Here is a 24,095-nt window from a genome sequence, read left to right on the forward strand (position 1 = left end):
CGATGTTACGCATGGGTAGGTCCGTCACCCAGGCGTTATCCAGGGACAAATCGACGCTATCAGTGTCCCCCGCGCGGCGGGCCCGACACCTTTCCGTTACCCAAGCGGCTGCTAGGTAAAGCGGCCGTTACCATGTCCCCCATGCGCATCCACGTCGTCAGCGACGTCCATGGCCGGGCCGGCGCGCTCGCCCGCGCGGGCGACGGGGCCGACGCCCTGATCTGCCTCGGCGACCTGCTCCTGTTCATCGACTACGCCGACCACTCGCAGGGCATCTTCCCCGACCTGTTCGGCGCGGAGAAGGCGAGCGAGTACGTGGAACTGCGCACGGCGGGCCGCTTCGACGAGGCGCGGCAGCTGTCGGCCGGTCTGTGGGCCTCCCTCGACGGCGACCCCCGCGACCTCATGGAGGCGGCGGTCCGCCGCCAGTACGAGCAGATCTTCTCCGCCATGCCGACGCCGGCCTACCTCACGTACGGCAACGTGGACCTGCCGCGCATGTGGGCCGACCATCTGCGGCCCGGGCAGCGGGTCCTGGACGGCGAGGTGGTCGAGATCGGCGGGCTGACCTTCGGGTTCGTCGGCGGCGGCCTGCGCACCAAGTACCGCACGCCGTACGAGATCGACGACGAGGAGTACGCGCGCAAGGTCGAGGCGGTCGGCGAGGTGGACGTGTTGTGCTGCCACATCCCGCCCGCGATCCCCGACCTGCTGTACGACGTGGTGGCCCGGAGGTTCGAACGGGGGAGCGAGGCCACGCTGGAGGCGATCAGGAGGACGCAGCCGCGCTTCGCGTTGTTCGGCCACGTCCACCAGCCGCTGGTCAGCCGCACCCGTGTCGGGCGCACGGAATGCGTCAACGTCGGCCATTTCCGCGGCCGTGGCACGCCTTTCGCCCTGGAATGGTGAAGTACGGTGGGCGCATGGCTGATCGCACTTCGTCGAGCATCACGATCGGCGCCGGCCGGTCGACAATCATGGCCGTCATCGCCGACTTCCCGGCCTATCCGGAGTGGGCCGGCCAGGTGAAGAAGGCCGAGGTCCTGGAGACGGACGCCGACGGCCGTGCCTCCCGGGTCCGCTTCGTCCTCGACGCGGGCGTGATCAGCGACGAGTACGTCCTCGGGTACGACTGGGACGACGACGCGGGCGTGAGCTGGCGGATGGCCGAGGCCGGGAAGATGCTCTCGGGCCTGACCGGCAGCTACCGCCTGACCGAGAACGGCGGCGGCACCGAGGTCACCTACGACCTCGCCGTGGACCTGAAGGTCCCGATGATCGGCATGATCAAGCGCAAGGCCGAGAAGGTCATCGTCGACACCGCGCTGAAGGGGCTCAAGCGGCGCGTCGAGAGCCGATGAGGATCCTCCTCTTCACGGGGAAGGGCGGGGTCGGCAAGACCACGGCGGCCGCCGCGACCGCCACGCTCGCCGCCGAGCGGGGCAACAAGACGCTGGTCGTCTCCACCGACACCGCGCACTCGCTCGCCGACGCGCTCGGCGTGCCGCCCTCGTCCGAGCCGGTCGAGGCCGCGCCCGGCCTCCACCTGCAGCAGGTGGACACCCAGAAGTCGCTGGAGCGGCACTGGGGCGAGTTACGCGACTACGCCGGCAACGTGCTGGCCGAGCTCGGTCTCGACGAGGTCACCGCCGAGGAGATCACCGTACTGCCCGGCGCCGAGGAGATCCTCGCGCTGCTCGAACTGCGTGAGCAGGCCCGCACCGGCCGCTGGGACGTGATCGTCGTCGACTGCGCGCCGACCGCGGAGACGCTGCGCCTGCTCGCCCTGCCGGAGGCGCTCGACTGGCACGTCAACCGCCTGCTTCCCACCGGCAGGCGGATGCTCAGGGCGCTGTCGCCGGTCATCCGGCATGTCGCCAAGGTGAGCGTGCCCGAGGGCGAGGTCGTCTCGGCGGGGGAGCGGCTGCACCGCGGCCTGCTGGAGGTGCGCGCGCTGCTGACCGGCGACGACGCGTCCGTGCGGCTCGTGCTGACCCCCGAGGCCGTGGTCGTCGCCGAGGCCCGCCGCACCCTCACCTCGCTCAGCCTGTACGGCTACCGCGTCGACGCGGTGATCGCCAACCGGGTCTTCCCCGCGGAGGGCGCCGACGAGTGGCGGCTGGGCTGGGTGGAGGCCCAGGCCAGGCAGCTCGCCGCGGTGCACGAGTCGTTCGCGCCGCTGCCCGTCCTCACGGTCCCCTATCTTCCGGCGGAGCCGGTCGGCACCGACGCCCTCTCGGGCCTCGCCGCGCGGATGTACGCGGACCGGGATCCCTTCGCGCGCCCCGACGTCGAGCCGCCGCTGCGCTTCACCACCGACGAGCTGGCGCTGTCCCTGCCGCTCGCGGACCGCGACGATCTCGACCTCGCCCGCAAGGGGGACGACATCATCGTCACCGCGGGGTCCTACCGGCGCGTCATCGCCCTGCCCGCGGCCCTCGCCCGGCGTGAGATCTCCTCGGCCGCGCTCCGGGACGGCCGGCTCCGGGTACGGTTCGAGGCAGGAGGGGCGAAATGACGGATTCCAACGACACCACTTCGCGCAGCCAGGACCCGCTCGGGTCGGCGGCGGAGGAGGCGATGAAGCTGCTGGACGCCGTACAGCGGCGGATGGGCCGGGAGTTCGGCAAGGGGCTCGTGAAGGGCGGCGTGAGCGGCTTCGGATCCGCCTTCGGCGGCGCCGGCGCGAGCGACCGGGGCGGCGACGTGTGGAGCGAGGCCGTCTCGGAGGACCACGACGAGTACGTCTGCCGGGCCTGCCCGGTGTGCCGGGTCATCGCGGCACGCCGCGAGTCCGGCGGCGACGTCACCGGCCACCTGATCGCGGCGGGCGGAGAGCTGTTCGCGGCGTTCCGCGAGGCGGTCGACGCCCTCCAGCGCCCCCCGTCACGCTCGACCGGGGAGCGGCGATCCGGCGAGTCGAAGGTCGAGCACATCGACCTGGGATGACGGGCCGGTTAAGGGCGGGCGACGGCGGGATTGCCACAACCCGGCTTGATCGGCTTCAATCGGCGCGGCGTGATGGCTCGGGCGGGTGACGGCCCGGGCGGAAGCGGATCGGGCGGAAGCGGATCGGGCGGAAGGAAGACGGCATGGCGCTGACCATCGGCGTGGACGTGGGCGGTACCAAGATCGCGTATGGTGTCGTCGACGAACACGGCGCCATCATCGAGCGCGGCCTGCGGCACAGCCCCGCGGGCAGCCCGGAGAAGATGGCGCTCACGATCGCCGATGCGGTGACCGAGCTCGCGGCACGGCACCCGGTCGAGGCCGTCGGCATCGGCGCGGCGGGCTTCGTCGACGAGACCCGCTCGATCATCCGCTTCGCCCCCAACCTCGCCTGGCGCGAGGAGCCGCTGCGCGAGAAGGTGGGCGAGCTGGTCGGCCTGCCGGTCGTGGTCGAGAACGACGCCAACGCCATGGCCTGGGGCGAGTACCGCTTCGGCGCGGGCCGGGGCGAGAGCCACGTCGTGTGCGTGACCGTGGGCACGGGCATCGGCGGCGGCATCGTGCTCGGCGGCGAGCTCTACCGCGGACGGTGGGGGATGGGCGCCGAGCTCGGCCACATGCAGGCGGTGCCGGGCGGCCGTGCCTGCGGCTGCGGCAACTGCGGCTGCTGGGAGCGGTACGCCAGCGGCAGCGCGCTGCTGATGGAGGCCAGGAACAACGCGCAGGCCGACCCGGCGGGCGCGGCGCACCTGCTGCGGCTCGGCGGCGGTTCGGTCGAGGGCATCCAGGGCGAGCACGTGACCGAGGCGGCGCGCCAGGGCGACCGGGCGGCGCTGGCCGCCTTCGAGTCACTCGCCCAATGGCTCGCGCAGGGGCTGGCCGACATGGCCGCGGTCCTCGACCCCGGGTGCTTCATCATCGGCGGCGGCGTCTCCGGCGCGGCGGACCTGTTCGTCGACCGGGTGCGCGAGGAGTTCGCCGCGCGGCTGACCGGCCGGGGCCACCGCCCGCTCGCCGAGATCAGGGTCGCCGAGATGGGCCCGTCGGCGGGGCTGGTGGGAGCCGGTGACCTCGCCCGGTTCCGCTGACGGCGTGCTGCGGGTCGCGACCTACAACGTCCGGGGACTGAAGGACGACCGGAGGGCGCTGGTCCGGGTGATCCGCGCCCTGCGGCCCGACGTGCTGTGTCTCCAGGAGGCTCCCCGCCTGCCGGGGTGGCAGCGGGAGCGGCGGGCACTGGCCCGGGCGGCCGGTCTGTCCGTGGCGGCCGGAGGCCGGGTGGGCGGGACCGCCGTGCTCACCGCCCCGGCCGTACGGCTCCTGCACGGGCGTGGGCACCGCCTGCGGTGGTTCGCCGGGCTCGAATGGCGCTCCATCGCGCTCGCCGTCGTGGAGAAGACGGTGGAGAAGGACCGCGAGAGGTACGCCGTGTGCTCGGCCCACCTCGACCTCCAGGCGGGGGCGCGCCTGAGCCACGCCGCCCAGATCGTTCCGCTCCTGGAGCGCGCGGCCCGGGAGTTCGGGGCCGCGCCGGTGCTCGCCGGGGATCTCAACGAGACCCCCGGGGCCCCGGTCTGGCGTCTTCTGGGGGGCCGCTACACGGACTGCTTCGCCGCCGTGGGAGGCCCCGCGCAGGTCCTGGGGGACGGGGACGACGGCCGGGCCGGTGCGACGTTCCCGGCCCGCGATCCCCGGGTGCGGATCGACGCGATCTTCGTGGGCCCGGGCCTGACCGTCATGTCGTACGGCGGCGCGGACGTCCCGGCCGAGGACCTGCCCGCCGCGAGCGACCACCGGCCGGTCGTCGCCGAGATCGCCTTCACGCCGTCCGCCCGGGCCTGACACGCCGCCGACGGGCCGGGCGACGGCCTCGGATTCCTTCCGGCCGGAGGCTCGGCTGGAGGACGCCGGCACGGTCGCGTCCCCGCGTCTCTAGGTAATCGGATTCGCGGCCTGTGTGACGGGGAGTGCCCGGTCCCCCGTACGATCGTTTCATGACCCGCCGCCTCATACGGCGTGCGGTGCCGTTGTGTGTGCTGTCCGCCGGCCTGCTGGCCGGGCTCCTCCCGCGCGCCACATCGGTCGCGCACGCGCACGCAGGGATCGTCCGCGCCCAGGCGGAGCGCAGCCCGTCGGGGGACGAGGTCGCCCAGGACGCCGGCTCCTCCACCGGACGGCTCCAGCCCGACGGCTCGCTGTCCGACGTGGCCGGCCTGTCGGCCAAGGACATCTGGGCCGTGGGCCAGCAGAACGCCTGGGACTTCTGGCGCAACCAGGGGATCATCACCCACTGGGACGGCTCCTCCTGGAGCGAGGTGCCGATCCGGGGCGACGCCACCGGCGCCGGCCACCTGCGGTCGGTCGCCGCCGCCTCCGCCACCGAGATCTGGGCCGTCGGCGACGGCCACGACGCCCTGCCGTACGTCGCGAAGGGCTCGCGCGACGGGTTCGACCGCGTCGGCGTCCCGCAGCTGCGCACCGGGGACTGGCTCGGCGGGGTCGCCGCCTCGTCCGGGCGGGTGGTCGCGGCCGGCAGCCGGGACGGCAAGGCGTTCCTGCTGAGCAGCGGCGGCTCCGCCAAGGGCACGACCTGGAAGACGGCCCAGGGCCCCGCGGGCGCGCTGTACGGCGTGGCGCTCGCGGGCCGGTCGGACGGCTGGGCGGTGGGCGACTCCGGATCCGGGCCCCTGGCCATGCGCCTGACCGGCAGCGGGTGGAAACAGGCCGACCTGCCGGAGATCAAGGGCGGCTTCCTGCGGGACGTGTACGCGGACGGCCGCAAGCGCGCGGTCGCGGTCGGCGGCGTCTACCAGAGCGACGGCGGCATCGCCCCGCTGGTCCTCGACTGGGACGGCAGGCACTGGAAGCGGGTGACGCCGCCGGAGCGGCGCGCCGAACTGTACGGCGTCACGGGAGACGGCGACGGCCTGTTCTGGATCTCCGGGTACGACCCGAGGCACGAGGCCGAGGGCTTCCTGCTCCGCTACGACGGATCGCGCTGGACCACGCTGCGGGGCCCGGCGCCGGCCGAGGAGCGCACGGTGCGGCTCCAGGCGGTCGCGCACGTCGGCGACCTGACCATGGCGGTCGGGCACACGCTGGACGACAAGGGCCGCTACACCGACCTCGTGGAGCGGTTCGGCCCGCCTCCCGCCGACGTGAGCACGGTGAAGGCGGCCTCCGAAGCCGAATGAACACCGGCGCGGCGTGGCCCGGACCGGCCGGGACACGCGCCGGAGTCAGACGACCGCGCCGTCGTCCCAGCCGGAGTCGGCAGGCGGGCCGTCGCCCATGCGCACGACGAGGATCACGAACCCCGCGATGAACGCCGACACCGCGGCGAACACGATCCAGCCGTCCATGGGCCATTGCAGCAGCGCGGCCAGGAGCAGGTAGGCGGGGCCGCCGAACAGCGCCAGCCAGGAGAGCCTGCTGAGGGCGTCGCCGTGCGGAAGCGGCGGCGGGGCCGGTGGGATGTAGTGGTCGTCGTCGGCCGGGGCGGGAGCCTGCTCCTCGCCGGTCGGGTCGTCGTCCCGGGCCTCGTCGCCGGGAGCCGCGTCGCCGGGGGCGCCGTCGCCCGCGTCGGTCTCCTCGGTGACGTTCTCCCGGTCAGGCCATGGTTGTTCGGCCGAGGCGTCCTCGGCTGTCTCGTTGAACGAGGCGACGATCTGGCGCCAGACCTCGTCCTCGTCACTTTGCGGCGTCACGTCGATCCCGGGTCACAAGTCCTTCGTCAAGGGTACCGAGGCGTGGGAGCGGATGAACTCCAGACTCCCTTCGAAGATCACAGGCGCGTCGTTGTCGAGGGTGGCGACGTGGTAGCTGTCCGCCAGCTCTCTGACCTCCAGATTGTTTCCCATTCTCGCCCGCAGGAACGCGACGCTCCCCGGCTTTACCACGTGGTCGTTTCTGCTGTGGAAGACCAGCACCGGCTGGGTCACCTTGGCGATGTCGGACTGGACGAGCCTCCACAGCCGGGGCAGCGTGGCGGCGGCCCGGACGGGTGTGCGCGGATAGCCGAGCTCGCTCACGCCCTCCTTCTTGATGTCGCCCGCCACCCCCGGGATCGAGCGTACGACGTACTTGAGCGCAGGGGCCAGCGCCAGCAGCGGCACGTCGTTGACCACGGACGGGTTGACGACCACGACGCCCGCGACGGCGTCACCGTGGACCTCGGCCAGGCGCAGCGCCATGCAGCCGCCGAGCGACAGGCCCATCACGAACGCCTCCGCGCACCGTCCGCGCAGGTCGGCGAACGCCTTGTCCAGCTCGGCGTACCAGTCCTCCCAGCGCGTGCGGCTCATCTCCTGCCACGTCGTTCCGTGTCCGGGCAGGCGCGGCAGGGACACCGTCATCCCCGCCCCGGCCAGGTGTTCACCCCACGGCCGCAGGGACTGCGGCGAGCCGGTGAACCCGTGACAGAGCAGGACGCCGATGTCGCCGCCCTCGTGGTGGTACGGCTCCGCGCCGGGCAGCACTGGCATGGGTGACCTCCGTGAAACGGCGGCGTGTTCCGCCCGATACTCGCACGTTGGTCAGCGTTAGTGCGAGAGGGCTGGGCGTGCGAAGATGACTGCACATCCGAGCCGAGGGGGTGCCCGCGTGTTTTATTGGGTGGTGAAGGCCATCCTCTGGCCGATCCTCCGCTTCGTGTTCCGCCCCTGGGCCGAGGGGGTGGAGAACGTGCCGAAGGAGGGCCCGGCCATCCTGGCCGGCAACCACCTGTCGTTCGCCGACCACTTCTTCGGGGCCGGATTCCTGCCGCGCAAGGTGATTTCCCTGGGCAAGGCCGAGTATTTCACCGGCCGCGGGCTCAAAGGCGTGGTGAGCCGCGCTTTCTTCTCCGGCGTCGGCACCGTTCCGATCGACCGTTCCGGCGGCAAGGCGAGCGAGGCGGCGCTCCGCACCGGCCTGCGCATCCTCAGGGAGAAGCAGGTGCTCGGCATCTACCCCGAGGGAACCCGCTCGCCCGACGGCCGCCTCTACAAGGGCAAGACGGGCGTGGCCCGGCTCGCGCTGGAGTCCCGGGCGCCGGTGATCCCGTGGGCCATGGTCAACACGTTCGAGATGATGCCCCCCGGCCGGCCGCTCCCCAAGTTCGGCATCCGCCCCGGTGTCCGGTACGGCAAGCCGCTCGACTTCTCTCGCTATTACGGCATGGAAAACGACCGCCTCGTGCTGCGCGCGGTCACCGACGAGATCATGTACGCGCTGATGGAGCTGTCGGGTCAGGAGTACGTCGACAAGTACGCCGCGGCGGCCAAGACGGAAACGACCAGGGCAGCTCGCGAGAATTCCTAATACTTCCGGACCGGACGGGTAACGTGGCGGTGTTCGCCGCGCACCTTGGGACGTTCAGACACGTTCGGATCGGAAGGCGTAGGAGCATGCCAGCACGCAGGCACCGCACATGGGCCCGGCCCGGCGCCGCGAGGCACGGAGCGGACGACGGAGCGGACGGCCCGCCCCCGACCCCGACCCCGGCGAGCAGGTCCGCCGCGTCCGGCGGGGCCGCGGCCCGGCACTGGGCCGGGGGCTCGGCCACGGACACGACCCGTCGCGCCGCTCGTGAAGCCGTATCCCGGGACGCCGCTCACGGGCGCGCTGCCCGAGACGCCGCGCGAGGATGCCCCGCATGAGCGTCCGCGAGGAGCAGCAGGCCGACACCGGATATCTGCCGCACCGCCAGATCCTGGTCGTGCTCTCCGGAGTGGCGGCCGGAATGCTGCTGGCCGCCCTCGACCAGAGCATCGTCGGCACGGCCCTGCCGCGCATCGTCAGCGAACTCGGCGGCCTCGACAAGCTGTCGTGGGTGGTCACCGCCTACCTGCTCACCTCGACCGCGGCGACCCCGCTGTGGGGCAAGATCTCCGACCTGTACGGCAGGCGGGTGATCTTCCAGACCGCCATCGGCATCTTCCTGCTCGGCTCGGTGCTGGCCGGGCTGAGCCAGAACATCGGCCAGCTCATCGGGTTCAGGGCGATCCAGGGCCTGGGCGGCGGCGGCCTGATGGCGCTGGCGTTCAGCATCATCGGCGACGTCATCCCGCCGCGCGAGCGCGGCCGATACCAGGGCTACTTCGGCGCCGTCTGGGGCACCTCCAGCGTCGCAGGGCCGCTGCTCGGCGGCTTCTTCACCGACGGCCCCGGCTGGCGGTGGATCTTCTGGATCAACCTGCCGATCGGGCTGATCTCGCTCGTCGTGACCTCGATGGCGCTGCGGATCCCCTTCACCCGCCGCAGTCACCGCATCGACTACCTGGGCGCGGCGCTGATCGTGGCCGGGGTGACGTGCTTCCTGCTCTACCTCGACTGGGCGGGCGGCGACATCGGCTGGACCGCCCCCGGCTCGCTGGCCCTGCTGACCGGATTCGTCGCGTTCGCGGCCCTGTTCGTGTTCGTCGAACTGCGGGCGGCCGAGCCGATCCTGCCGATGCGGTTGTTCCGCAACAAGATCTTCAGCGTGGGCAACGGCTTCAGCTTCCTGGCGGGCCTGGCGATGTTCGGCGGCATGATCTTCCTGCCGGTCTACCTCCAGGCGGTCCAGGGCATGTCGCCGACCGTGTCGGGCCTGGCGCTGCTGCCCGCGGTCTTCGGCATCTTCTCCACGTCGATCACCTCCGGCCAGATCATGAGCCGGACCGGCCGATACAAGATCTTCCCGATCCTGGGCGGGGCGGTCCTCCTGGTGGCCATGTGGCTGCTGTCCACGATCAAGGTGGACACGCCGTACTGGCAGGTGGCGGTCTACGCCTACCTCTTCGGCGCCGGGCTCGGGTTCACCATGCAGACGATCGTCACGGCGATCCAGAACGCGGTGGAGCGCGGCGACATGGGCGTGGCGACGAGCTCGGCGACGTTCTTCCGGATGATGGGCGCGGCCATCGGCACGGCGATCATGGGTGCGGTCCTCACCAACCGGCTCGCCCACCACCTGACCGCCGAGTTCGGCGGCAGAATGCCGCCTGGGCGCGTCGACGCCAACAACGTGCAGGCGATCCAGCATTTGCCGCAGCCGTTCAAGGATCACGTGCTGGTCGCGTTCACCAGTGCGATCGACGACGTGTTCCTCGCCAGCCTGCCCTTCGTCGCTCTCGCGCTGGTCGTGGCGTTCTTCCTCAAGGAGATCCCGCTCGCCGCGCGGAGCACCGAGGGCCCGGCCGCCATGGGCTGACCCGCGCGTGGCCGGCGGCGTAGGGCCCGGGGGCGGGCGGTTCGCCGCCGGCGCGGCGAGCGGTCCCCGGCGGGCTCAGGCGAGGTGGGAGCGGATCTCGCGGATGTGGGCCGGGGTGGTGCGGCAGCAGCCGCCCACGTAACGGGCGCCGAGCGAGGCCCACCCGGCCGCCGCCCTGCCGAACTCGACGGGATCGGCGAGACCCAGCCAGCGCCGGTTCGCGGCGTCCCAGGTCTCGCCGGAATTCGGGTAGACGATCGAGGCTCCGTGCTTGATCAGCTCGGGTATGAACCGCGGCGCGGTGCAGTTGACGCCCACGGCGACCACCTGGGGGAGGTCCGCGAAGATCGCGGCGCACTCCTCGAACGGCGTCCCGTCGCTGACGTGCTCGCCGTCTCGGCAGGAGAAGGTGACCCACACCCGTACGGACGGCGTCTCGCGCAGGAGCCTCGCGAGCGCCCGCGCCTCGGCCTGCGAGGGGATCGTCTCGCACGCCAGCAGGTCGGCCCCTGCGTCGGCGAGGATCTCGAACCGCTCCCGATGCCACTCGGTCAGGCCGTCCTCGTCGAGGTCGTAGTCGCCGGTGTACTCCGCGCCGTTGGCCAGGTAGGCGCCGTACGGCCCCACGCTCGCGGCGACGAGCCCGTGCCCGGCCTCGTCCCGCGCCTGTACGGCGAGCGTCACCGACAGCCGGATGAGGTCGTGGGCCCTCTGAGAGGTGAGGCCGTGCCGTACGAACCCGGGGACGCTCGCCTGGTAGCTCGCCGTGGTGGCGACGTCGGCCCCGGCCCTGAAGTAGTCGAGATGCGCCTGACGGATGACACCGGGATCGTCGGCGAGCAGCCGTGCCGACCACAGGTCGTCGCTCAGGTCGCAGCCGAGTGTCTCCAGGTGCGTGGCGAGGCCGCCGTCAAGGACAATTGGGTTCATACCGGGCAACATTACGTGCTCACGCGGGGCGCGGGCGTGACGGCATCGTCGCCGGCGGGACCAGCGCCCGGGCGCCTCCGGCCGGCTCGCGGCCGAGCTGGTGGAGGCGGGGGCCACCGTATGCGGGGGAACCGCTCAGCGGGAGTCCGCCGGTCGGCTGGGCGCCCACAGCCGGTCGGCGTCGCCGGCGGCGAGCCGGCCTCGGTAGACGTCGATCTTGTGGTCGATGAGTCTGAGGTTCTCCTGCACTTCGGCGAGCTTGGCGGCCACCTCGGCGCGGTGGGCTTCGAGGAGGGCAAGCCGTTCCTGCTCGTTGCCGGCCCCGGCGGCGACGAGCTGGGCGTAGCGCCGGATGGCCTTGATGGGCATGCCGGTGGCTCGCAGCTTCGTGCAGATGACGATCCATTTGAGGTCGAGCAGGCGGTAACGCCGCCGTCCGCCGGCCGTGCGGCCGACGGGGGTGACGACCAGGCCGGCGCGTTCGTAGTAGCGCAACGTGTGCACGCTGACCCCGGTGCGGCGGGCGGCCTCGGCGATGCTCAGGCCCTCCTGCGGGTCCGGGGGAGCGGGCTTGGGAACCGTCTGCGAATCGACTTCGAGCACACTCGAAATCCTAGGGCGAGACCGTGGCTCTTCCTGGGGTGAGGCCGAGGCTCTCCCCGGGCGAGGAACCGATCGGCGATCCCACGCGTTGGCGGCACATGGGGCTGAAAGGGCTCATCAATCGGTTGCTGCGCCGCCGGTCTCCCGTCCCCGCAGGTGGACGCGACGATCGGCCCGACACGGGAGGGGTGAGGGAGCCGCGGCGTCCCGCACCCACCCCGCCGTCCGATGTCATTCGCCTACCCGAACCCTCGTAGGGGCTTCGCCCACAGCGGAACCCGAATCGATGCGGCCGGGCCCGGCTTCCCCGCCGGTGTCCCGGCCGCGCTGGTCTTCTCTCGGCGGCCTGTCACCTCGCGCGGCGCCGCCTGACGAGTGGGCGGCCGGCCGGTCGCGCTCATGGGCGCGGGTGGTGCGGCCCGGCGGGGCCGGCTCTCCTCGCCGATACCCCGCCGCCCGGCCTCGGCCCTGCTCCAGCCTGCCCCAGCCCTGCCCCGTGCCGACCTTGCGCGTGCCGGCTCACGATCGCTTCCAGAAGGGACGCCGGCCTTCCTCCGCGCCGGACGCGCAGCCCGGGGAACCCGGGGACGTGGAGCCGGAGCGGCCGGTCAGGGCGGTCAGCAGGCCGGCCGTCCGCCGCCAGAGGTCGTCGAGTGAGACCTCGGCCCACTCGGCCCTCTCCAGGTCGGCCGCGAGCGCGGCGAGGTCCGAATGACCGCCCACCATCTGGGCGACGACGCGCAGGCGACTAGCGAGATCCGCCAGATAGCGCCGCCGCTCCCGCTCGGGCAGCGACTCCGCCTGGCTCAGCTTCGTGAGCTCCTCGGCCAGCAGGGGCCGGATGCCCTCGAAGCCCGTGACCGGTGCGGTCCCCTCGCCGGGATGCGGAAGGAAGCGACCGACGGAGAACCCGCGGGAGGCCCGTCTCGGAGCCGGTGCGGGCGCGGCGGCGTAAGGCGGGGCCGGAGGAGCGGCCGGGGGTGCGCCGGGCGGCGGGGCCGCTGCGACGGGCAGGTCCGCCGCCGAACCGGAAGGTGCATCCGGTCCGGCCGTGGTGAAGGCGGCCATCCTCGCCATCATCGGAGCGCCCGCCGCCATCATCGGCATCGCGGTCGGCATCTCCCAGCCGCTCGGCGGTTCGACCGGCTGGATCACCCGATGCTCCGGGCCGCCCTCGGCCGTGACGCGGGTGTCGACGGCCACGAAGGCGGTGAACCGGCACAGCACGCCGAAACGCAGCGAGGTGTCGACGATCCGCTGTTCGAGGGAGTGGTCGCCCATGGCGTACCGGTCTTCCAGACCGCGCAGATGCGCCCGTGCCCACACGGCCCGGGAGGCCGGGCCGTGGGCGGGACGGCCCTCGATCCGCTCCTCCCAGGGGCGGCCGTCGGCCGTGCGGCCCCGCACGGTGAGGGCTCCGGCGGTGCGTCGTCCCCGGTAACGCCCGCTCACGACCAGAGGGACGCCGGGGTAGAGCGAACCGGCGTGCGTGACGGTGTCCGCCACGAGGTCCATGCCTTCCGCCTTCAGCGCGACGTCCGTCACCAGCGGCGAGCCGATGCGACGGTGGATGTGCTCCATCGCCGCGTCGAGCCGGTCCTCCGACTCGACCAGTTCGCAGCGGCCCGAGCCGAGCAGGGCCAGCCGTCCGAGGAACCCGGCGTTCACCGCCCTGTCGATGCCGACGGTGTGCACCCGGATGCCGTGCAGCCGGGCGCCGATGCGTTCGAGGATCTCGTCCTCGTTGCCCACCTGGCCGTCGGTCACCAGGACGAGCACCCGATCCCTTGCCTGCTCGCGGGACGGACCGGATTCGCCGGGCCGGTCGTCCTCACGCAACCGGCCCGAGTCCGTGCCGGCGGCCGCCCCCGGGGCGGGCGCGTCGTGGCCGTCGAGCAGCCGCAGGGCCTCCTGCAGTGGGGCGAGCATCTCCGTCCCCCCGCGGGCGTCGAGCCGGGACAGGTGCTCGACGGCGCGGTATCGGTTGCGGTCGCTCGCGTCCACCAGGCCACCCGGGAAGGCCCGCTCCACCACCGAATCGAACGAGAGCACGGCGAACCGGTCGTGCCGGGTCAGCGTGTCGACGATCCGGGCGGCGGCGCGCCGTGCGGCCACCATCTTCCAGCCCGTCATGCTGCCGGAGCGGTCGAGCAGCAGGACGACGTCTCGGGACGCGGTCCGGGTGGCGGCCTCCTGCGGCGGCAGCAGGGTCAGCACGAAGGTTCCCTCGGCGCCCGCCGCGTCCTTCACCGTGCCCTCTGCCGCGTCCTCCGCAGGGCCCTCCGCAGGGCCCTCCGCAGGGCCCTCCGCAGGGCCGCTGCCGCTGCCGTCGGCCGTGCCTTCGCCGGGTGAGCCGGTGTCCGCGGTGCCGTCCGGGACGAGCGCGAGCGACGAGGAGGCGTCGAACGCCAGGCGCAGGATGAAGTCACGGTCGAGCCGCTCGCCGGGCCGCAGCCTGATCGTGTCCCCCTCCCGGTCGACCTCGTGCAGGCTGGAGCGGACCTCCCGCAGACCGAGCCCGGCGGGGTCGATCGTCGTCGCGAGCGACAGCCGTACGGGATAGGGGAAGCCGGGAAGCAGGACGGGCGGCGTGATCCGGGAGGCGTCGGGCACGGCGTCGGTGTCGGGTGCCACGCCGCCACCGGCCGGAGGCCCGGGCAGCGGAGCCCCGGGGATGTAGCGGGGCGCCACGACCAGCGGGAAGCGGAACTCGGCCGCGCCGTCCTCGTAGGGGAGCGGCTGGCTCAGCGTGAGGCGGATGACCACCCGCTCCCCGGGGACGATGTTGCCGACCCTGATCGTGAACACGTCGGGCCGGTCCTCCTCGGCGATCGCCGCGCGCCTGCCCTCGGCGAGCGCCCGGTCGTAGTCGGCCCGTGCCTGCCCGCGCTCCTTGAGCACGCCGTCGACCACGCGGTCGTCCGCCTCCATCCGGAAGGCGGTGACCGCGGCCCGCGGCGGCAGCGGGAAGACGTACGTCGCCTCAAGCGACACGTCGAAGGCATTGCGGAAGACCTGGACGACCTCGACGCCTGCCACCAGTCCGGTGACGTGGGCGGCGACGTCCACGCTCTCCAGCGGAAGGTTGCCCTTCTCGGTCTCCAGTGCTCCGAGCCCGGCGTCCGGCACGGGCCGGCACTCCTCCGGCCGCAGAGGTGTGATGGGAACGGTCATGGCGTCATCTCTCCAGCGTGTCGGAAGCGTGTGGATCGAGTGCCGAGGCGTCGTGAGTGTCATGGGCGCCGTCGAACGGCCCGGCCAGACCGAGCGTGGCCAGGGCCGTGAGGAGCGGCGCCGCGGCCCGGCGCAGTGCGGCCACATCGTGACCGTCCGGGACCCGGTGGGCCGGATCGAGCAGGACCGTCACCCCGGGTGCGAGCCGTACCCCGTGCACGACGTCCGGGAACACCGTGTGCGCGGGTACGGCCTCACTGCGTGCGATGTCGCCGTGCGTGGTGTCTCTGTTCGCGGTCGCGAAGTGGCCGGAGTCCGCCGTGGCGGCGGATGAGGCCGGGCGCGCCCAGAAGCGGTCGCGCGCCGTCGGCCGCGCGACGTCCGGTATGGCGGGTGCGGTGCCGGTTTCCGGCCTCGTCCCGCACCGATCGGGCGCGGGCGGTGTCGCGATGTCCGGCGCGCCCGGAGCGTGGTTCGCGACGTTCGCCGTGGCCGGGGCCGCCGGACCGCGCGGAGGAGGCGGGACGAGCGGCCTGGGTGGCGGCCCGTGTGGCGGCCCGGGCGGCGGCCCGGTGAGCCCGGCGACGCGCTGGAGCATGGCGTCGGTCGCGCCCGTCAGCTCCGCCTGGATGGCGGCGATGGACAGGCCGTCCGCCTGACGGCGCTTCACGGCCACGAGCTGGAGCAGGTGACGGCGGCCGTAGAGGGCCACCCGGCCGCGCCGGCCCAGCGGAGGGTCGAGCAGCCCGATCGTCGTGTACCAGCGGATGAGACGTTCGTTCGGCACCTCGCGGACCCTGCCGTTCACGCGGGGCTCCGGGCCGTTCACGCGGGGCTCCGGGCCGTCGACGCGGGGCTCGGGACCGTCGTCGCGTGGCTCCTGGCCGTGGGCGTGCCGATCCTGGCCGAGCAGGTCCGCCGCCCGCTCCGCCAGTTCGCCGATCGTCCAGGTGTCGCTCATGCCTCCACGATGACACTGTCACAATAACACTGTCAACATCGCTCCGGTCATGCGGCGTCATGGTTTTCGAAGAGTTCGTCTCGGCGAGGGACGCCGCTTCTCCCGCCGTTCACACGAGACGGGTCGACTGGGCGCCGCCACGTGTGCGACGTGCCGCCGGGGGACAGGAAGACGCAGGACAGGAAGACGCAGGACAGGAAGACGCCGGACGGAACACCCGGTCGGGTGCCCGCAGGGCGGGTAGGGGAGCGGGGCGGCCCCGGCCCGGTCCGGGCTCGCCGGCCGCAGCGGGAACGAACGAACGGCCCGCCGGGGGCGGACCGGCATGACCAGGGGCAGGTCAAGGAGGCGGTCAGCGGTGCAGGGGACTTCCGTCCGATCGGCGGCGCTCTCGGCGCTGCCGGGAGCGTTGTGGCGCGCGACGTTCGCACGGCCTGACGGCGGATGCGAGCCGCGCGGCGGGAGCGAGGCGTACGGGCGGGGGGATCCGGACGGCCCGTTCCCTATGGAGGTGTTGCGAACCCTGCCGCCGGGCTTCGCCGGCCGGATCGTGGCGCGGTCGGGAGAGCGAGCCGGGGGAGTCGTCTGGCACGCGGCCCCGGACGGCGGCGGATGCTTCCCGGACGGGGACGGCTGGATATACGTGTCGAACTGCGCGCTGCCGCTGCTCGGCGGCGTGACGGCGCTGCGTTTCGCCCCGGACGGGACCCTGCGCAGCGGATATCGCATCCTGTCCGGAGCCGACCGCAGCGGGGCCGGCGCCGCGACACCGTGGCACACCTGGGTGTCGGGCGAGCTGACGCCGTACGGCCGGGTCTTCGAATGCGACCCGTACGGCCTGCGCGCCCCCATGCCCCGGCTCGCGATGGGCCTGTTCGCGCACGGCGGCGTGGCCTGCGATCCCGACCGGGGCGTCGTCTACCTCACCGAAGGGGAGCCGGACGGGTGCCTGTACCGGTTCCGCCCGGACGACTGGGGCGACCTCACGACGGGCGTGCTCGAGGTGATGGTGGGCGACTCCGGCGAGGAGTCCGTGGCCTGGGAACGGGTGCCGATCCCGGCTCTCCGCGACCATGTGCCCCTGCGTGAGCAGGTGAAGGGGGCCAGGAGGTTCGCGGGCGGCGGTGACTGTCACTATTCCGACGGCCTGGTGCGGTTCGTCACCGAGGGCGACGGCCGGGTGTGGGCGTACGACGCCGCCCGCGAGTGCCTGAGGGTGCTGCACGAAACGGCCGGCGCGTCAGGCGGCGGCGCCGGCGGCGAGATCACCCTCGTCGCCGGGGACCGGGCGGTGCCGTTCCTGCGCGTCACGGACGGCTGGACCGTCGCGGGCTCCTCGCTGTCCCCGGCCGGCGACAGGCTCTACTTCTCCTGCCGTCCACCGCAGGATGTCCGGCCCGCTCCGGCTCCCGTGACCGTCGAGGTCCGCGGGCCGTTCCGCGATCTCGTCCGCGCCTGAACCGGCGCCGTACGGCTCCGCGAGCCGATTCGCCGCAGCCCCTCCCCGGATGGCGGACGCGGTCGCCGGGCGGCGGGTGGGCTCCACGCCCCCGGGCGCGGCGTGCGACTCGTCGCGCGGCGGCTGTCAGGAGCAGGGATCGTGTGGAACGGCGGTGGTGGCGTTCTCGCCCGCCGCCGCGACCGCCTCGATCTGGGCGGCGGTGAGCGCATAGCCGACGGCGGCCCTCTCCGTGTCCACCGCGAAGACCATGCCCATCGCCCGGTCCCCGCCCGTGACGAGCGGCGCGCCCGCCATGCCGGGTTCGACGGCCGCACCCAGGAAGCGGTGGACCCGCAGCGACACCCGTTCGCGGTCGTAGATGTCGTACGAATCGGCGGGCTGGTCCGGCCCCACCGTGGCGGGGATCACGACAGGGGCGTCCGCTCCCTTGGGGTAGCCGACGACCACGGCGGCGGTCCTCGCGGCCCTCGTGAGCCGCAACGGCTGGGCGGTGAGCCCCGGTGCCCGCAGGACGGCGGCGTCCACCTCCGGGTCGAAGGCCACCACCCGCGCGGCGAACCGTCGCCCGTCGTCGAGGACCACCTCCAGGTCGCGGTTCACTCCCGCCACGGCGTGGGCGTTGAGCAGGACCCTCTCTGGCGCGTAGACGAATCCGGTCGTCTCCGTCCGTTGGTCGCAGGAGGAGGCGAACCCCCGGACTCGTACCACGCTGTGCGTGAACAGGGGCTGAGTCTCGGCCCCGGCCGTACGGGCGGCGGGCGGCCGGCGGGCAGGCGGTGAGTGCTCAACCATGGCAGCGCACCCCGCCGTGCTCCCCGCCGTGCTCCCGGCCACGCACACCGCGAGGGCGATCGCCCCCGCGCCCCGCCCCACCGATCCCCGCATGGAGATCATGGTAGAGACCGCCAGGACGGGTCCGGAAGGTCACAGGTCTTTGGCCCAGACCTGGTCGTTGACGGGGATGCCCGACTCCTCGGCCGGGTGCTGCTCCACCAGTTCGAACCCCGCCGCCTGGTAGATCCGGCGGGCGCTCGAGAGCGCGTCGCGGGTCCAGAGCATGATCCGCCGGTAGCCGGCGGCCGCGGCGAAGCGCAGGCACTCCTCGACCAGACGCCCGCCGATGCCCATGCCGCGCGCGGACGGCTCGACCAGCAGCAGGCGGAGTTGCGCCGTCGTGTCGTCCTTGCGGACGCAGAAGACGCACCCCACCGGCTCGCCGCGCACCTCGGCGATCCAGGCCGCCTCCCGGCGGGGGTCGTGCTCATCGACGTACTCGGCGACGATCCGCGCGACCAGGGCCTCGAACGCGGCGCCCCAGCCGTACTCCTCGCTGTAGAGGGCTCCGTGCCGGTGCACGACCCAGCCGAGGTCGCCCGCCCGCGGCGGCCTGATCACGTACGGCTCGCGCCGTTCGGCGGGCTCCAGCAGGCTCCGCACGGTGCCCATCGCGGAGACGAGCCGCCGGCGTTCGGGATCGGTCAGCTTCGCCAGCAGGGCCTCGATCTCGGCGGCCGAGCGCCGGTCGAGCACGGCGAAGGTGTCGCGGCCCTTGGGGGTGAGCCGTACGACCTGGCGGCGGGCGTCCTCGGCCGACCGCTCCCGGGACACCAGCCCGTCGCTCTCGAACCTGGCGAGGATCCGGCTCAGGTAGCCGGGGTCGAGACCGAGCATGGCCCTGATGTCGGCGGCGTCCGCCGCCTCCGTGGTGCCGAGTTCGAACAGCACCCGCGCCTCGGTCAGGGAGTAGGAGGTGTCGTGCATTCCCGCCCCGAGCACGCCGATGACGGACGTGTAGAAGCGGTTGAACGCACGGACTTCCGAAACGATGTCCATTTTTTCCCTTGTCTAACTCAAGGAAATGGTTGACGGAGTCAAACATAGAACCGCGGAGAGCCGTTGGGAAGACGCCTCTCACGACGCGGGCGGTCTCGCCGTGCGAGACTGGGTTGGTCTGGTCGGCCGGGTGGCGTAGCCTCTCCTTTTGGTCTAGACCATTGAGATAGTCTCAGGCAGAATGCGGTGCGGTGGAGCGCCGGGGTCTGCGTCGGGCCGGCCGCGCCATTCCACGCGTAATCCCAGATGGAGGAAGAACCCGTCATGCGTATTGGAGTCCTGACCGGAGGCGGCGACTGCCCCGGGCTGAACGCGGTGATCCGCGGCGTCGTCCGCAAGGGCGTCGGCGTGTACGGGCACGAGTTCGTCGGGTTCCGGGACGGCTGGCGTGGCCCTCTGGAGGGCGACACCATGCCGCTCGACATCCAGGCCGTCCGGGGCATCCTGCCGCGTGGTGGCACGATCCTCGGCTCCTCCCGCACGAACCCCATCAAGATCGAGGGCGGCGTCGAGCGGATCAAGGAGAACCTCGCCGCGCAGGGCGTCGACGCGCTCATCGCCATCGGCGGTGAGGACACGCTGGGCGTGGCCAAGCAGCTGTTCGACCGCGACGTGAAGGTCGTCGGCGTGCCCAAGACGATCGACAACGACCTCAACGCCACCGACTACACCTTCGGCTTCGACACCGCGGTCAACATCGCGATGGAGGCCATCGACCGGCTGCACACCACCGCCGAGTCGCACCACCGCGCGCTGATCTGCGAGGTCATGGGCCGCCACGCGGGCTGGATCGCGCTGCACGCGGGCATGGCCGCCGGCGCCAACGTCATCCTGATCCCGGAGAAGCCGTTCGACATCGAGAAGGTCTGCGCCTACGTCGAGTCGCGGTTCAAGACCCGCTACGCGCCGATCATCGTCGTCGCCGAGGGCGCCCACCCGCTCGAGGGCCAGATGGCGCTGCAGGCGGGCGAGCTGGACGCGTTCGGCCACGTGCGTCTCGGCGGCATCGGCGAGGTCCTCGCCAAGGAGATCGAGAAGCGCACCGGCAAGGAGGCCCGCACCACGGTCCTCGGCCACATCCAGCGCGGCGGCACCCCGACCGCCTACGACCGCGTTCTCGCGACCCGCTTCGGCCTCGGCGCGATCGACGCGGTGCACGAGGGCGACTTCGGCAAGATGGTCGCGCTGCGCGGCACCGACATCGTCCGCGTCGCCCTCGCCGAGGCGACCGCCGAGCTCAAGACCGTGCCGGCCTCCCGCTACGAGGAGGCCGAGGTCTTCTTCGGCTGATCGGTCGCGGACCCGTCACCACGGCCCGCGCACGATCCGGTACGGCTCCCGCGTCGCCCCGCGGGAGCCGTACGCATGCGCGGCCCCGAATGGCGCCGAGTGAACCGCGGGGGCGCGGTGATTGCCCGAGTATGTGAGCGGAGGGCCCGGCCCTCCCTGCTCGATCAGGAGAGGGCGCCGCGCGATGGGCATCGAGGGACCGTTCTGGCGGGCGATCGCGGTCTTCCGTGTGGCGTCGCTCGCGTACGCGGCGTTGCTCGTGCTCAGGGCCGGCGGCTACGCCCGTCCGGCCGTGGCCTGGGCCCTCGTCGGCGTCATGGCCGTCTGGACGGTCGTCACACTCGTCCCGCGTCCCGCCGCGCGGCGCGAGCCGCTGCTGGCCGCCGACCTCGTCGTCACGGCGGGATGCCTGCTGGCCACGCCGTACGCGCAGAGCCGCGGCGACATGCTGGCCGGGGCGATCCCGATCACGGCGACCTGGGTGGCCGGGCCCGTCCTGGCGTACGGCGTGGCGCGGGGACGCCGGGCCGGTGCGGTCGCCGCCGCGATCATGTCGGCGGCCGACCTGTGGCTGCGCAGCGGCAACGGGGTCGACCTCGCCTCGATCCCGGTGAACGGCGCCGTGCTCATGTTCATGGCCGGGGTCGTCGTCGGGCACGTCGCCCGGCTCGCGCGGGAGGCCGAGGAGCGCATGCGGCGCGCCGCGCGGATCGAGGCGGCGGGCCGCGAGCGGGAGCGGCTGGCCCGGGGCATCCACGACTCGGTGCTCCAGGTGCTGGCCCTGGTGCAGCGCAGGGGCGCGGAGATCGGCGGCGAGGCGGCCGAGCTGGGCAGGCTCGCGGGGGAGCAGGAGGCGGCGCTGCGGGCGCTGGTGCAGGCCCCGCCCGTGGCGGAGGCGCCCGACCCCGTGCCGCCGCCGGGCCTTCGCGGCCGGCTCCGGTCGCCGGCGCGGCCTCGTCGTCCCCTCGCCGACCGGGGAGCCCTTTCCGAGTCGGACCTCACGGGAACCGGCCCGGCGGAGCCCGAGGTCGATCTGCGTGACCTGCTGCGGCCGTACGGCACCTCCCGGGTGACCGTGTCCGCGCCCGCGACGCCGCTGCCGTTGCCGGCCGAGAGCGCGCGGGAGGTGGCGGCGGCCGTCGGCGCGGCCCTCGACAACGTCGTGCGGCACTGCCCCGAGGGCGCCCGCGCGTGGATACTCGCAGAGGAGGACGGCGGCGCGGTCGTCGTCACCGTACGCGACGACGGGCCGGGCATCCCCGAGGGCCGGCTGGAGCAGGCGGCTCGCGAGGGGCGCATGGGCGTGGCCCGCTCGATCCGGGGTCGCGTGGCCGACCTCGGCGGCACGGTGGCGATCACCTCGTCGCCGACGGGAACGGAGATCGAGCTGTCGGTCCCGGTGCGGGCGGACGAAGGGAACGAGAGGCGGTCGTGAGCGGAGACGGACGGCTGCGCGCGAGTGATCCCGCGCGCCCGGCCACGGGCGCGGAAGCCGAGGACGGCCGGGAACGCCCGCGGGTGCGGGTCATGGTGGTCGACGACCACCCGATGTGGCGGGAGGCGGTCGCCCGGGACCTGACCGAGGCCGGGTACGACGTCGTCGCCGCCACCGGGGAGGGCCGCCAGGCGCTGCGCGTCGCGGCGGCGGTGCGGCCGGACGTGGTGGTGCTCGACCTGCGGCTGCCGGACCTGCCGGGCGTGGAGGTGGCCCGGGGGCTGGGCGCGTCCGCGGCCCCGCCGCGCGTGCTCGTCCTGTCGGCCAGCGCCGAGGAGGCGGACGTGCTGGAGGCGGTCAAGGCGGGCGCCTCCGGATATCTCGTGAAATCGGCGAGCCGGGAGGAGTTCCTGGACGCGGTCCGGCGCACCGCCGAGGGCGACGCCGTCTTCACTCCCGGCCTGGCCGGGCTGGTGCTGGGGGAGTACCGCAGGCTGGCCCACCGGGCGCCGGGCCCCGGCCAGGCCGCCGCGCAGGACGGCCCCCGGCTGACCGACCGGGAGACCGAGGTGCTGCGCATGGTCGCCAAGGGCCTGACATATCGGCAGATCGCCGAACGTCTGGTGCTGTCGCATCGCACGGTGCAGAACCACGTGCAGAACACGCTGAGCAAGCTCCAGCTCCACAACCGGGTCGAGCTGGTCCGCTACGCGATAGAGAAGGGCCTGGCCGAACTCGACTAGTCTGCTGTCCGAAACGTTCGCCTGTCCGCAACGTTCGCCGGCCGAGGGAGCGGGGCGGGCTTCGCGAGGGCCGGGGGTTCCTTCCGGCGCGGCGACCCGTCCGGCCGAGGTTCGGGGACGCCCCGCGAGGCGGCGATCGGCGCTGTCGCGGCGGCGGCATTACAGTGGGGAAGCCCGCATCGCTGTGACGCGTTGTCCTTGGCGTATGTCCCCTGGCCGTGCCCTCCCCGGCGTGACGGCCGTCCATGTCCGTCCGGAGGTTTCCACAGATGACCATGACCGCCCTCGGAGAGCCCTCGGTGCTGCTCAAGTTAGGCGAGGTGGTTCTGAAGGGCCGGAACCGCGAGATCTTCGAGATGCGCCTGCGGGCGAACATCAAGCACGCTCTCAAGGACCACCGGGTCGACATCCGCCAGCGGCACGGGGTGATCGCCCTGTTCCTGCCCGCGGGGACCGCAATGGAGGAGGCCGAGGCGGTGGCGGCCCGCGTGGCCGACGTGCCCGGGATCGTGCTGGTCCACCTCGCCTGGCGGGTGGCGAAGGACCCCGACTCGATCACCAAGGCCGCGATCGAGCTGATCGGTGACAGCGACGAGGTGGCCCGCAAGGCGCGCTTCGCCGTACGGTCGCGGCGTCGCGACAAGCGCTTCCCGCTGCGCTCCAACGAGCTGGACCGCGTGGTCGGCGGGGCGATCAACGACACCTACGGGCTGCCGGTCGACCTGAGCAACCCGGAGCTGACCGTGCACATCGAGGTGGACAAGGACGAGGCGTTCCTGTTCACCGGGGGCCGGCCTGGCCAGGGTGGCCTGCCGGTCGGCTCCAGCGGCCGGGCGCTGGCGCTGCTGTCCGGCGGCATCGACTCCCCGGTCGCCGCCTACCGCATGATGCGGCGCGGCCTGCGGGTGGACTTCCTGCACTTCTCCGGCATCCCGTTCACCACCTCGGAGTCGATCTACAAGGCGTACGCGCTGGTGCGCAACCTGGACAAGTTCCAGGGCAAGTCGCGGCTGTGGGTGGTGCCGTTCGGCAAGGCGCAGCAGTCGATCAGGAACTCCGGCCAGGACCGGCTCGCGGTGATCGCGCAGCGGCGGCTGATGCTCAAGACGGCCGAGGAGGTCGCCCACCGCATCCACGCCGAGGCGCTGGTCACCGGCGACAGCCTCGGCCAGGTGTCCTCGCAGACCCTGGCCAACATCACGGCCCAGGACCACGCCGTGGACCTGCCGATCCTGCGCCCGCTGATCGGCCTGGACAAGACCGAGATCATGGCCGAGGCCCGCCGGATCGGGACGCTGGAGATCTCCGAGCTGCCCGACGAGGACTGCTGCACGCTGCTCGCGCCCCGGCAGGCCGAGACCCGCGCGAAGATCGAGGACCTCAAGCAGATCGAGAAGCGCCTGGACGCCGAGGACCTCGCCGCCCAGCTGGCCGACTCGATCCAGCCGTACAAGCTCGACGTCTGAGCCGGCGTTCGTCCCCGGCCCCGCCGGGACCCGGGACCGCCTGATGCGGTTCCGTGGCCCCGGCGGGGGCGCGCC

The 24,095-nt window shown here is 73.0% G+C and carries 22 protein-coding genes; 14 read left to right on the top strand and 8 right to left on the bottom strand.

Features of this window, described 5'->3' with window-relative positions; all coding sequences use genetic code 11:
* The first annotated feature begins 141 nt into the window (after nucleotides 1–141).
* The 7 genes from FLW16_RS00960 to FLW16_RS00990 all read left to right on the top strand — a co-directional run bounded on the left by FLW16_RS00960 (nucleotide 142) and on the right by FLW16_RS00990 (nucleotide 6,143).
* A complete protein-coding gene (locus FLW16_RS00960; protein WP_142556600.1) occupies nucleotides 142–909 on the top strand; it encodes a metallophosphoesterase in 768 nt (255 codons plus the stop codon).
* Between the two features lie 14 nt (nucleotides 910–923).
* The gene (locus FLW16_RS00965; protein ID WP_142556602.1) at nucleotides 924–1,361 is read left to right on the top strand and encodes an SRPBCC family protein; all 438 of its coding nucleotides are present in this window, start codon (nucleotides 924–926) and stop codon (nucleotides 1,359–1,361) included.
* Nucleotides 1,358–2,518, top strand: a complete 1,161-nt coding sequence (locus FLW16_RS00970) for an ArsA family ATPase (protein WP_142556603.1) — start codon at nucleotides 1,358–1,360, stop codon at nucleotides 2,516–2,518. Before FLW16_RS00965 ends, FLW16_RS00970 begins: the two co-directional genes overlap by 4 nt.
* Nucleotides 2,515–2,949 carry a DUF5304 family protein gene (locus FLW16_RS00975; protein WP_142556605.1) on the top strand — a complete coding sequence of 145 codons (435 nt, stop codon included), beginning with the start codon at nucleotides 2,515–2,517 and terminating at the stop codon, nucleotides 2,947–2,949. Before FLW16_RS00970 ends, FLW16_RS00975 begins: the two co-directional genes overlap by 4 nt.
* Before the next feature lie 143 nt (nucleotides 2,950–3,092).
* Nucleotides 3,093–4,037 carry an ROK family glucokinase gene (locus FLW16_RS00980; RefSeq protein WP_142556607.1) on the top strand — a complete coding sequence of 315 codons (945 nt, stop codon included), beginning with the start codon at nucleotides 3,093–3,095 and terminating at the stop codon, nucleotides 4,035–4,037.
* A complete protein-coding gene (locus FLW16_RS00985) occupies nucleotides 4,015–4,791 on the top strand; it encodes an endonuclease/exonuclease/phosphatase family protein (protein WP_260614740.1) in 777 nt (258 codons plus the stop codon). Before FLW16_RS00980 ends, FLW16_RS00985 begins: the two co-directional genes overlap by 23 nt.
* A gap of 152 nt (nucleotides 4,792–4,943) precedes the next feature.
* Entirely contained in the window at nucleotides 4,944–6,143 is a 1,200-nt protein-coding gene (locus FLW16_RS00990; RefSeq protein ID WP_142556609.1) for a hypothetical protein, read from the top strand.
* Nucleotides 6,144–6,188: 45 nt separating this feature from the next.
* Here FLW16_RS00990 and FLW16_RS00995 read toward each other — a convergent pair whose 3' ends face one another.
* On the bottom strand, nucleotides 6,189–6,656 hold the full coding sequence (locus tag FLW16_RS00995; RefSeq protein WP_142556611.1) for a hypothetical protein: 468 nt from the start codon (nucleotides 6,654–6,656) through the stop codon (nucleotides 6,189–6,191).
* Nucleotides 6,657–6,668: 12 nt separating this feature from the next.
* Nucleotides 6,669–7,433: a carboxylesterase gene (locus tag FLW16_RS01000; RefSeq protein WP_142556613.1), complete on the bottom strand. Its 765-nt coding sequence runs from the start codon at nucleotides 7,431–7,433 to the stop codon at nucleotides 6,669–6,671.
* Between the two features lie 118 nt (nucleotides 7,434–7,551).
* Between FLW16_RS01000 and FLW16_RS01005 the strand changes: the two genes are divergently transcribed.
* On the top strand, nucleotides 7,552–8,250 hold the full coding sequence (locus FLW16_RS01005) for a 1-acyl-sn-glycerol-3-phosphate acyltransferase (RefSeq protein WP_142556615.1): 699 nt from the start codon (nucleotides 7,552–7,554) through the stop codon (nucleotides 8,248–8,250).
* A 334-nt stretch (nucleotides 8,251–8,584) separates the two neighbouring features.
* The gene (locus tag FLW16_RS01010; RefSeq protein WP_260614742.1) at nucleotides 8,585–10,123 is read left to right on the top strand and encodes an MDR family MFS transporter; all 1,539 of its coding nucleotides are present in this window, start codon (nucleotides 8,585–8,587) and stop codon (nucleotides 10,121–10,123) included.
* 75 nt (nucleotides 10,124–10,198) lie between these two features.
* Here the strand turns inward: FLW16_RS01010 and mmuM are convergent, their stop codons facing one another.
* From mmuM to FLW16_RS44890, 4 genes are all read right to left on the bottom strand, one after another.
* A complete protein-coding gene (gene mmuM, locus FLW16_RS01015; RefSeq protein WP_142556618.1) occupies nucleotides 10,199–11,053 on the bottom strand; it encodes a homocysteine S-methyltransferase in 855 nt (284 codons plus the stop codon).
* 135 nt (nucleotides 11,054–11,188) lie between these two features.
* Nucleotides 11,189–11,656, bottom strand: coding sequence for a MerR family transcriptional regulator (locus tag FLW16_RS01020; protein ID WP_142556620.1), 468 nt, complete (start codon nucleotides 11,654–11,656; stop codon nucleotides 11,189–11,191).
* Between the two features lie 519 nt (nucleotides 11,657–12,175).
* On the bottom strand, nucleotides 12,176–14,830 hold the full coding sequence (locus FLW16_RS01025) for a VIT domain-containing protein (RefSeq protein ID WP_260614743.1): 2,655 nt from the start codon (nucleotides 14,828–14,830) through the stop codon (nucleotides 12,176–12,178).
* 4 nt (nucleotides 14,831–14,834) lie between these two features.
* On the bottom strand, nucleotides 14,835–15,791 hold the full coding sequence (locus FLW16_RS44890) for a helix-turn-helix domain-containing protein (protein ID WP_260614744.1): 957 nt from the start codon (nucleotides 15,789–15,791) through the stop codon (nucleotides 14,835–14,837).
* Nucleotides 15,792–16,296: 505 nt separating this feature from the next.
* Here FLW16_RS44890 and FLW16_RS01035 point away from each other — a divergent pair.
* Nucleotides 16,297–17,250, top strand: coding sequence for a PhoX family protein (locus FLW16_RS01035; RefSeq protein ID WP_260614806.1), 954 nt, complete (start codon nucleotides 16,297–16,299; stop codon nucleotides 17,248–17,250).
* A gap of 126 nt (nucleotides 17,251–17,376) precedes the next feature.
* Here FLW16_RS01035 and FLW16_RS01040 read toward each other — a convergent pair whose 3' ends face one another.
* Both FLW16_RS01040 and FLW16_RS01045 read right to left on the bottom strand, forming a co-directional pair.
* Complete coding sequence (locus FLW16_RS01040) at nucleotides 17,377–18,138, bottom strand: trypsin-like peptidase domain-containing protein (RefSeq protein ID WP_185949191.1); 762 nt, start codon at nucleotides 18,136–18,138, stop codon at nucleotides 17,377–17,379.
* A gap of 39 nt (nucleotides 18,139–18,177) precedes the next feature.
* A complete protein-coding gene (locus FLW16_RS01045; RefSeq protein ID WP_142556626.1) occupies nucleotides 18,178–19,086 on the bottom strand; it encodes a helix-turn-helix domain-containing GNAT family N-acetyltransferase in 909 nt (302 codons plus the stop codon).
* A gap of 264 nt (nucleotides 19,087–19,350) precedes the next feature.
* On the opposite strand from FLW16_RS01045, the gene FLW16_RS01050 reads away from it, so the two are divergent.
* From FLW16_RS01050 to thiI, 4 genes are all read left to right on the top strand, one after another.
* Nucleotides 19,351–20,376 carry a 6-phosphofructokinase gene (locus FLW16_RS01050; protein ID WP_142556628.1) on the top strand — a complete coding sequence of 342 codons (1,026 nt, stop codon included), beginning with the start codon at nucleotides 19,351–19,353 and terminating at the stop codon, nucleotides 20,374–20,376.
* A 184-nt stretch (nucleotides 20,377–20,560) separates the two neighbouring features.
* Complete coding sequence (gene macS / locus FLW16_RS01055) at nucleotides 20,561–21,811, top strand: MacS family sensor histidine kinase (protein ID WP_142556630.1); 1,251 nt, start codon at nucleotides 20,561–20,563, stop codon at nucleotides 21,809–21,811.
* Between the two features lie 92 nt (nucleotides 21,812–21,903).
* The gene (locus tag FLW16_RS01060; protein WP_142557287.1) at nucleotides 21,904–22,554 is read left to right on the top strand and encodes a response regulator transcription factor; all 651 of its coding nucleotides are present in this window, start codon (nucleotides 21,904–21,906) and stop codon (nucleotides 22,552–22,554) included.
* Between the two features lie 269 nt (nucleotides 22,555–22,823).
* A complete protein-coding gene (gene thiI, locus FLW16_RS01065) occupies nucleotides 22,824–24,020 on the top strand; it encodes a tRNA uracil 4-sulfurtransferase ThiI (protein WP_142556632.1) in 1,197 nt (398 codons plus the stop codon).
* Nucleotides 24,021–24,095 lie beyond the last annotated feature (75 nt).

Source organism: Microbispora sp. KK1-11 (assembly GCF_006874435.1).
In the GTDB taxonomy this organism is placed as follows: Bacteria; Actinomycetota; Actinomycetes; order Streptosporangiales; family Streptosporangiaceae; genus Microbispora; species Microbispora catharanthi.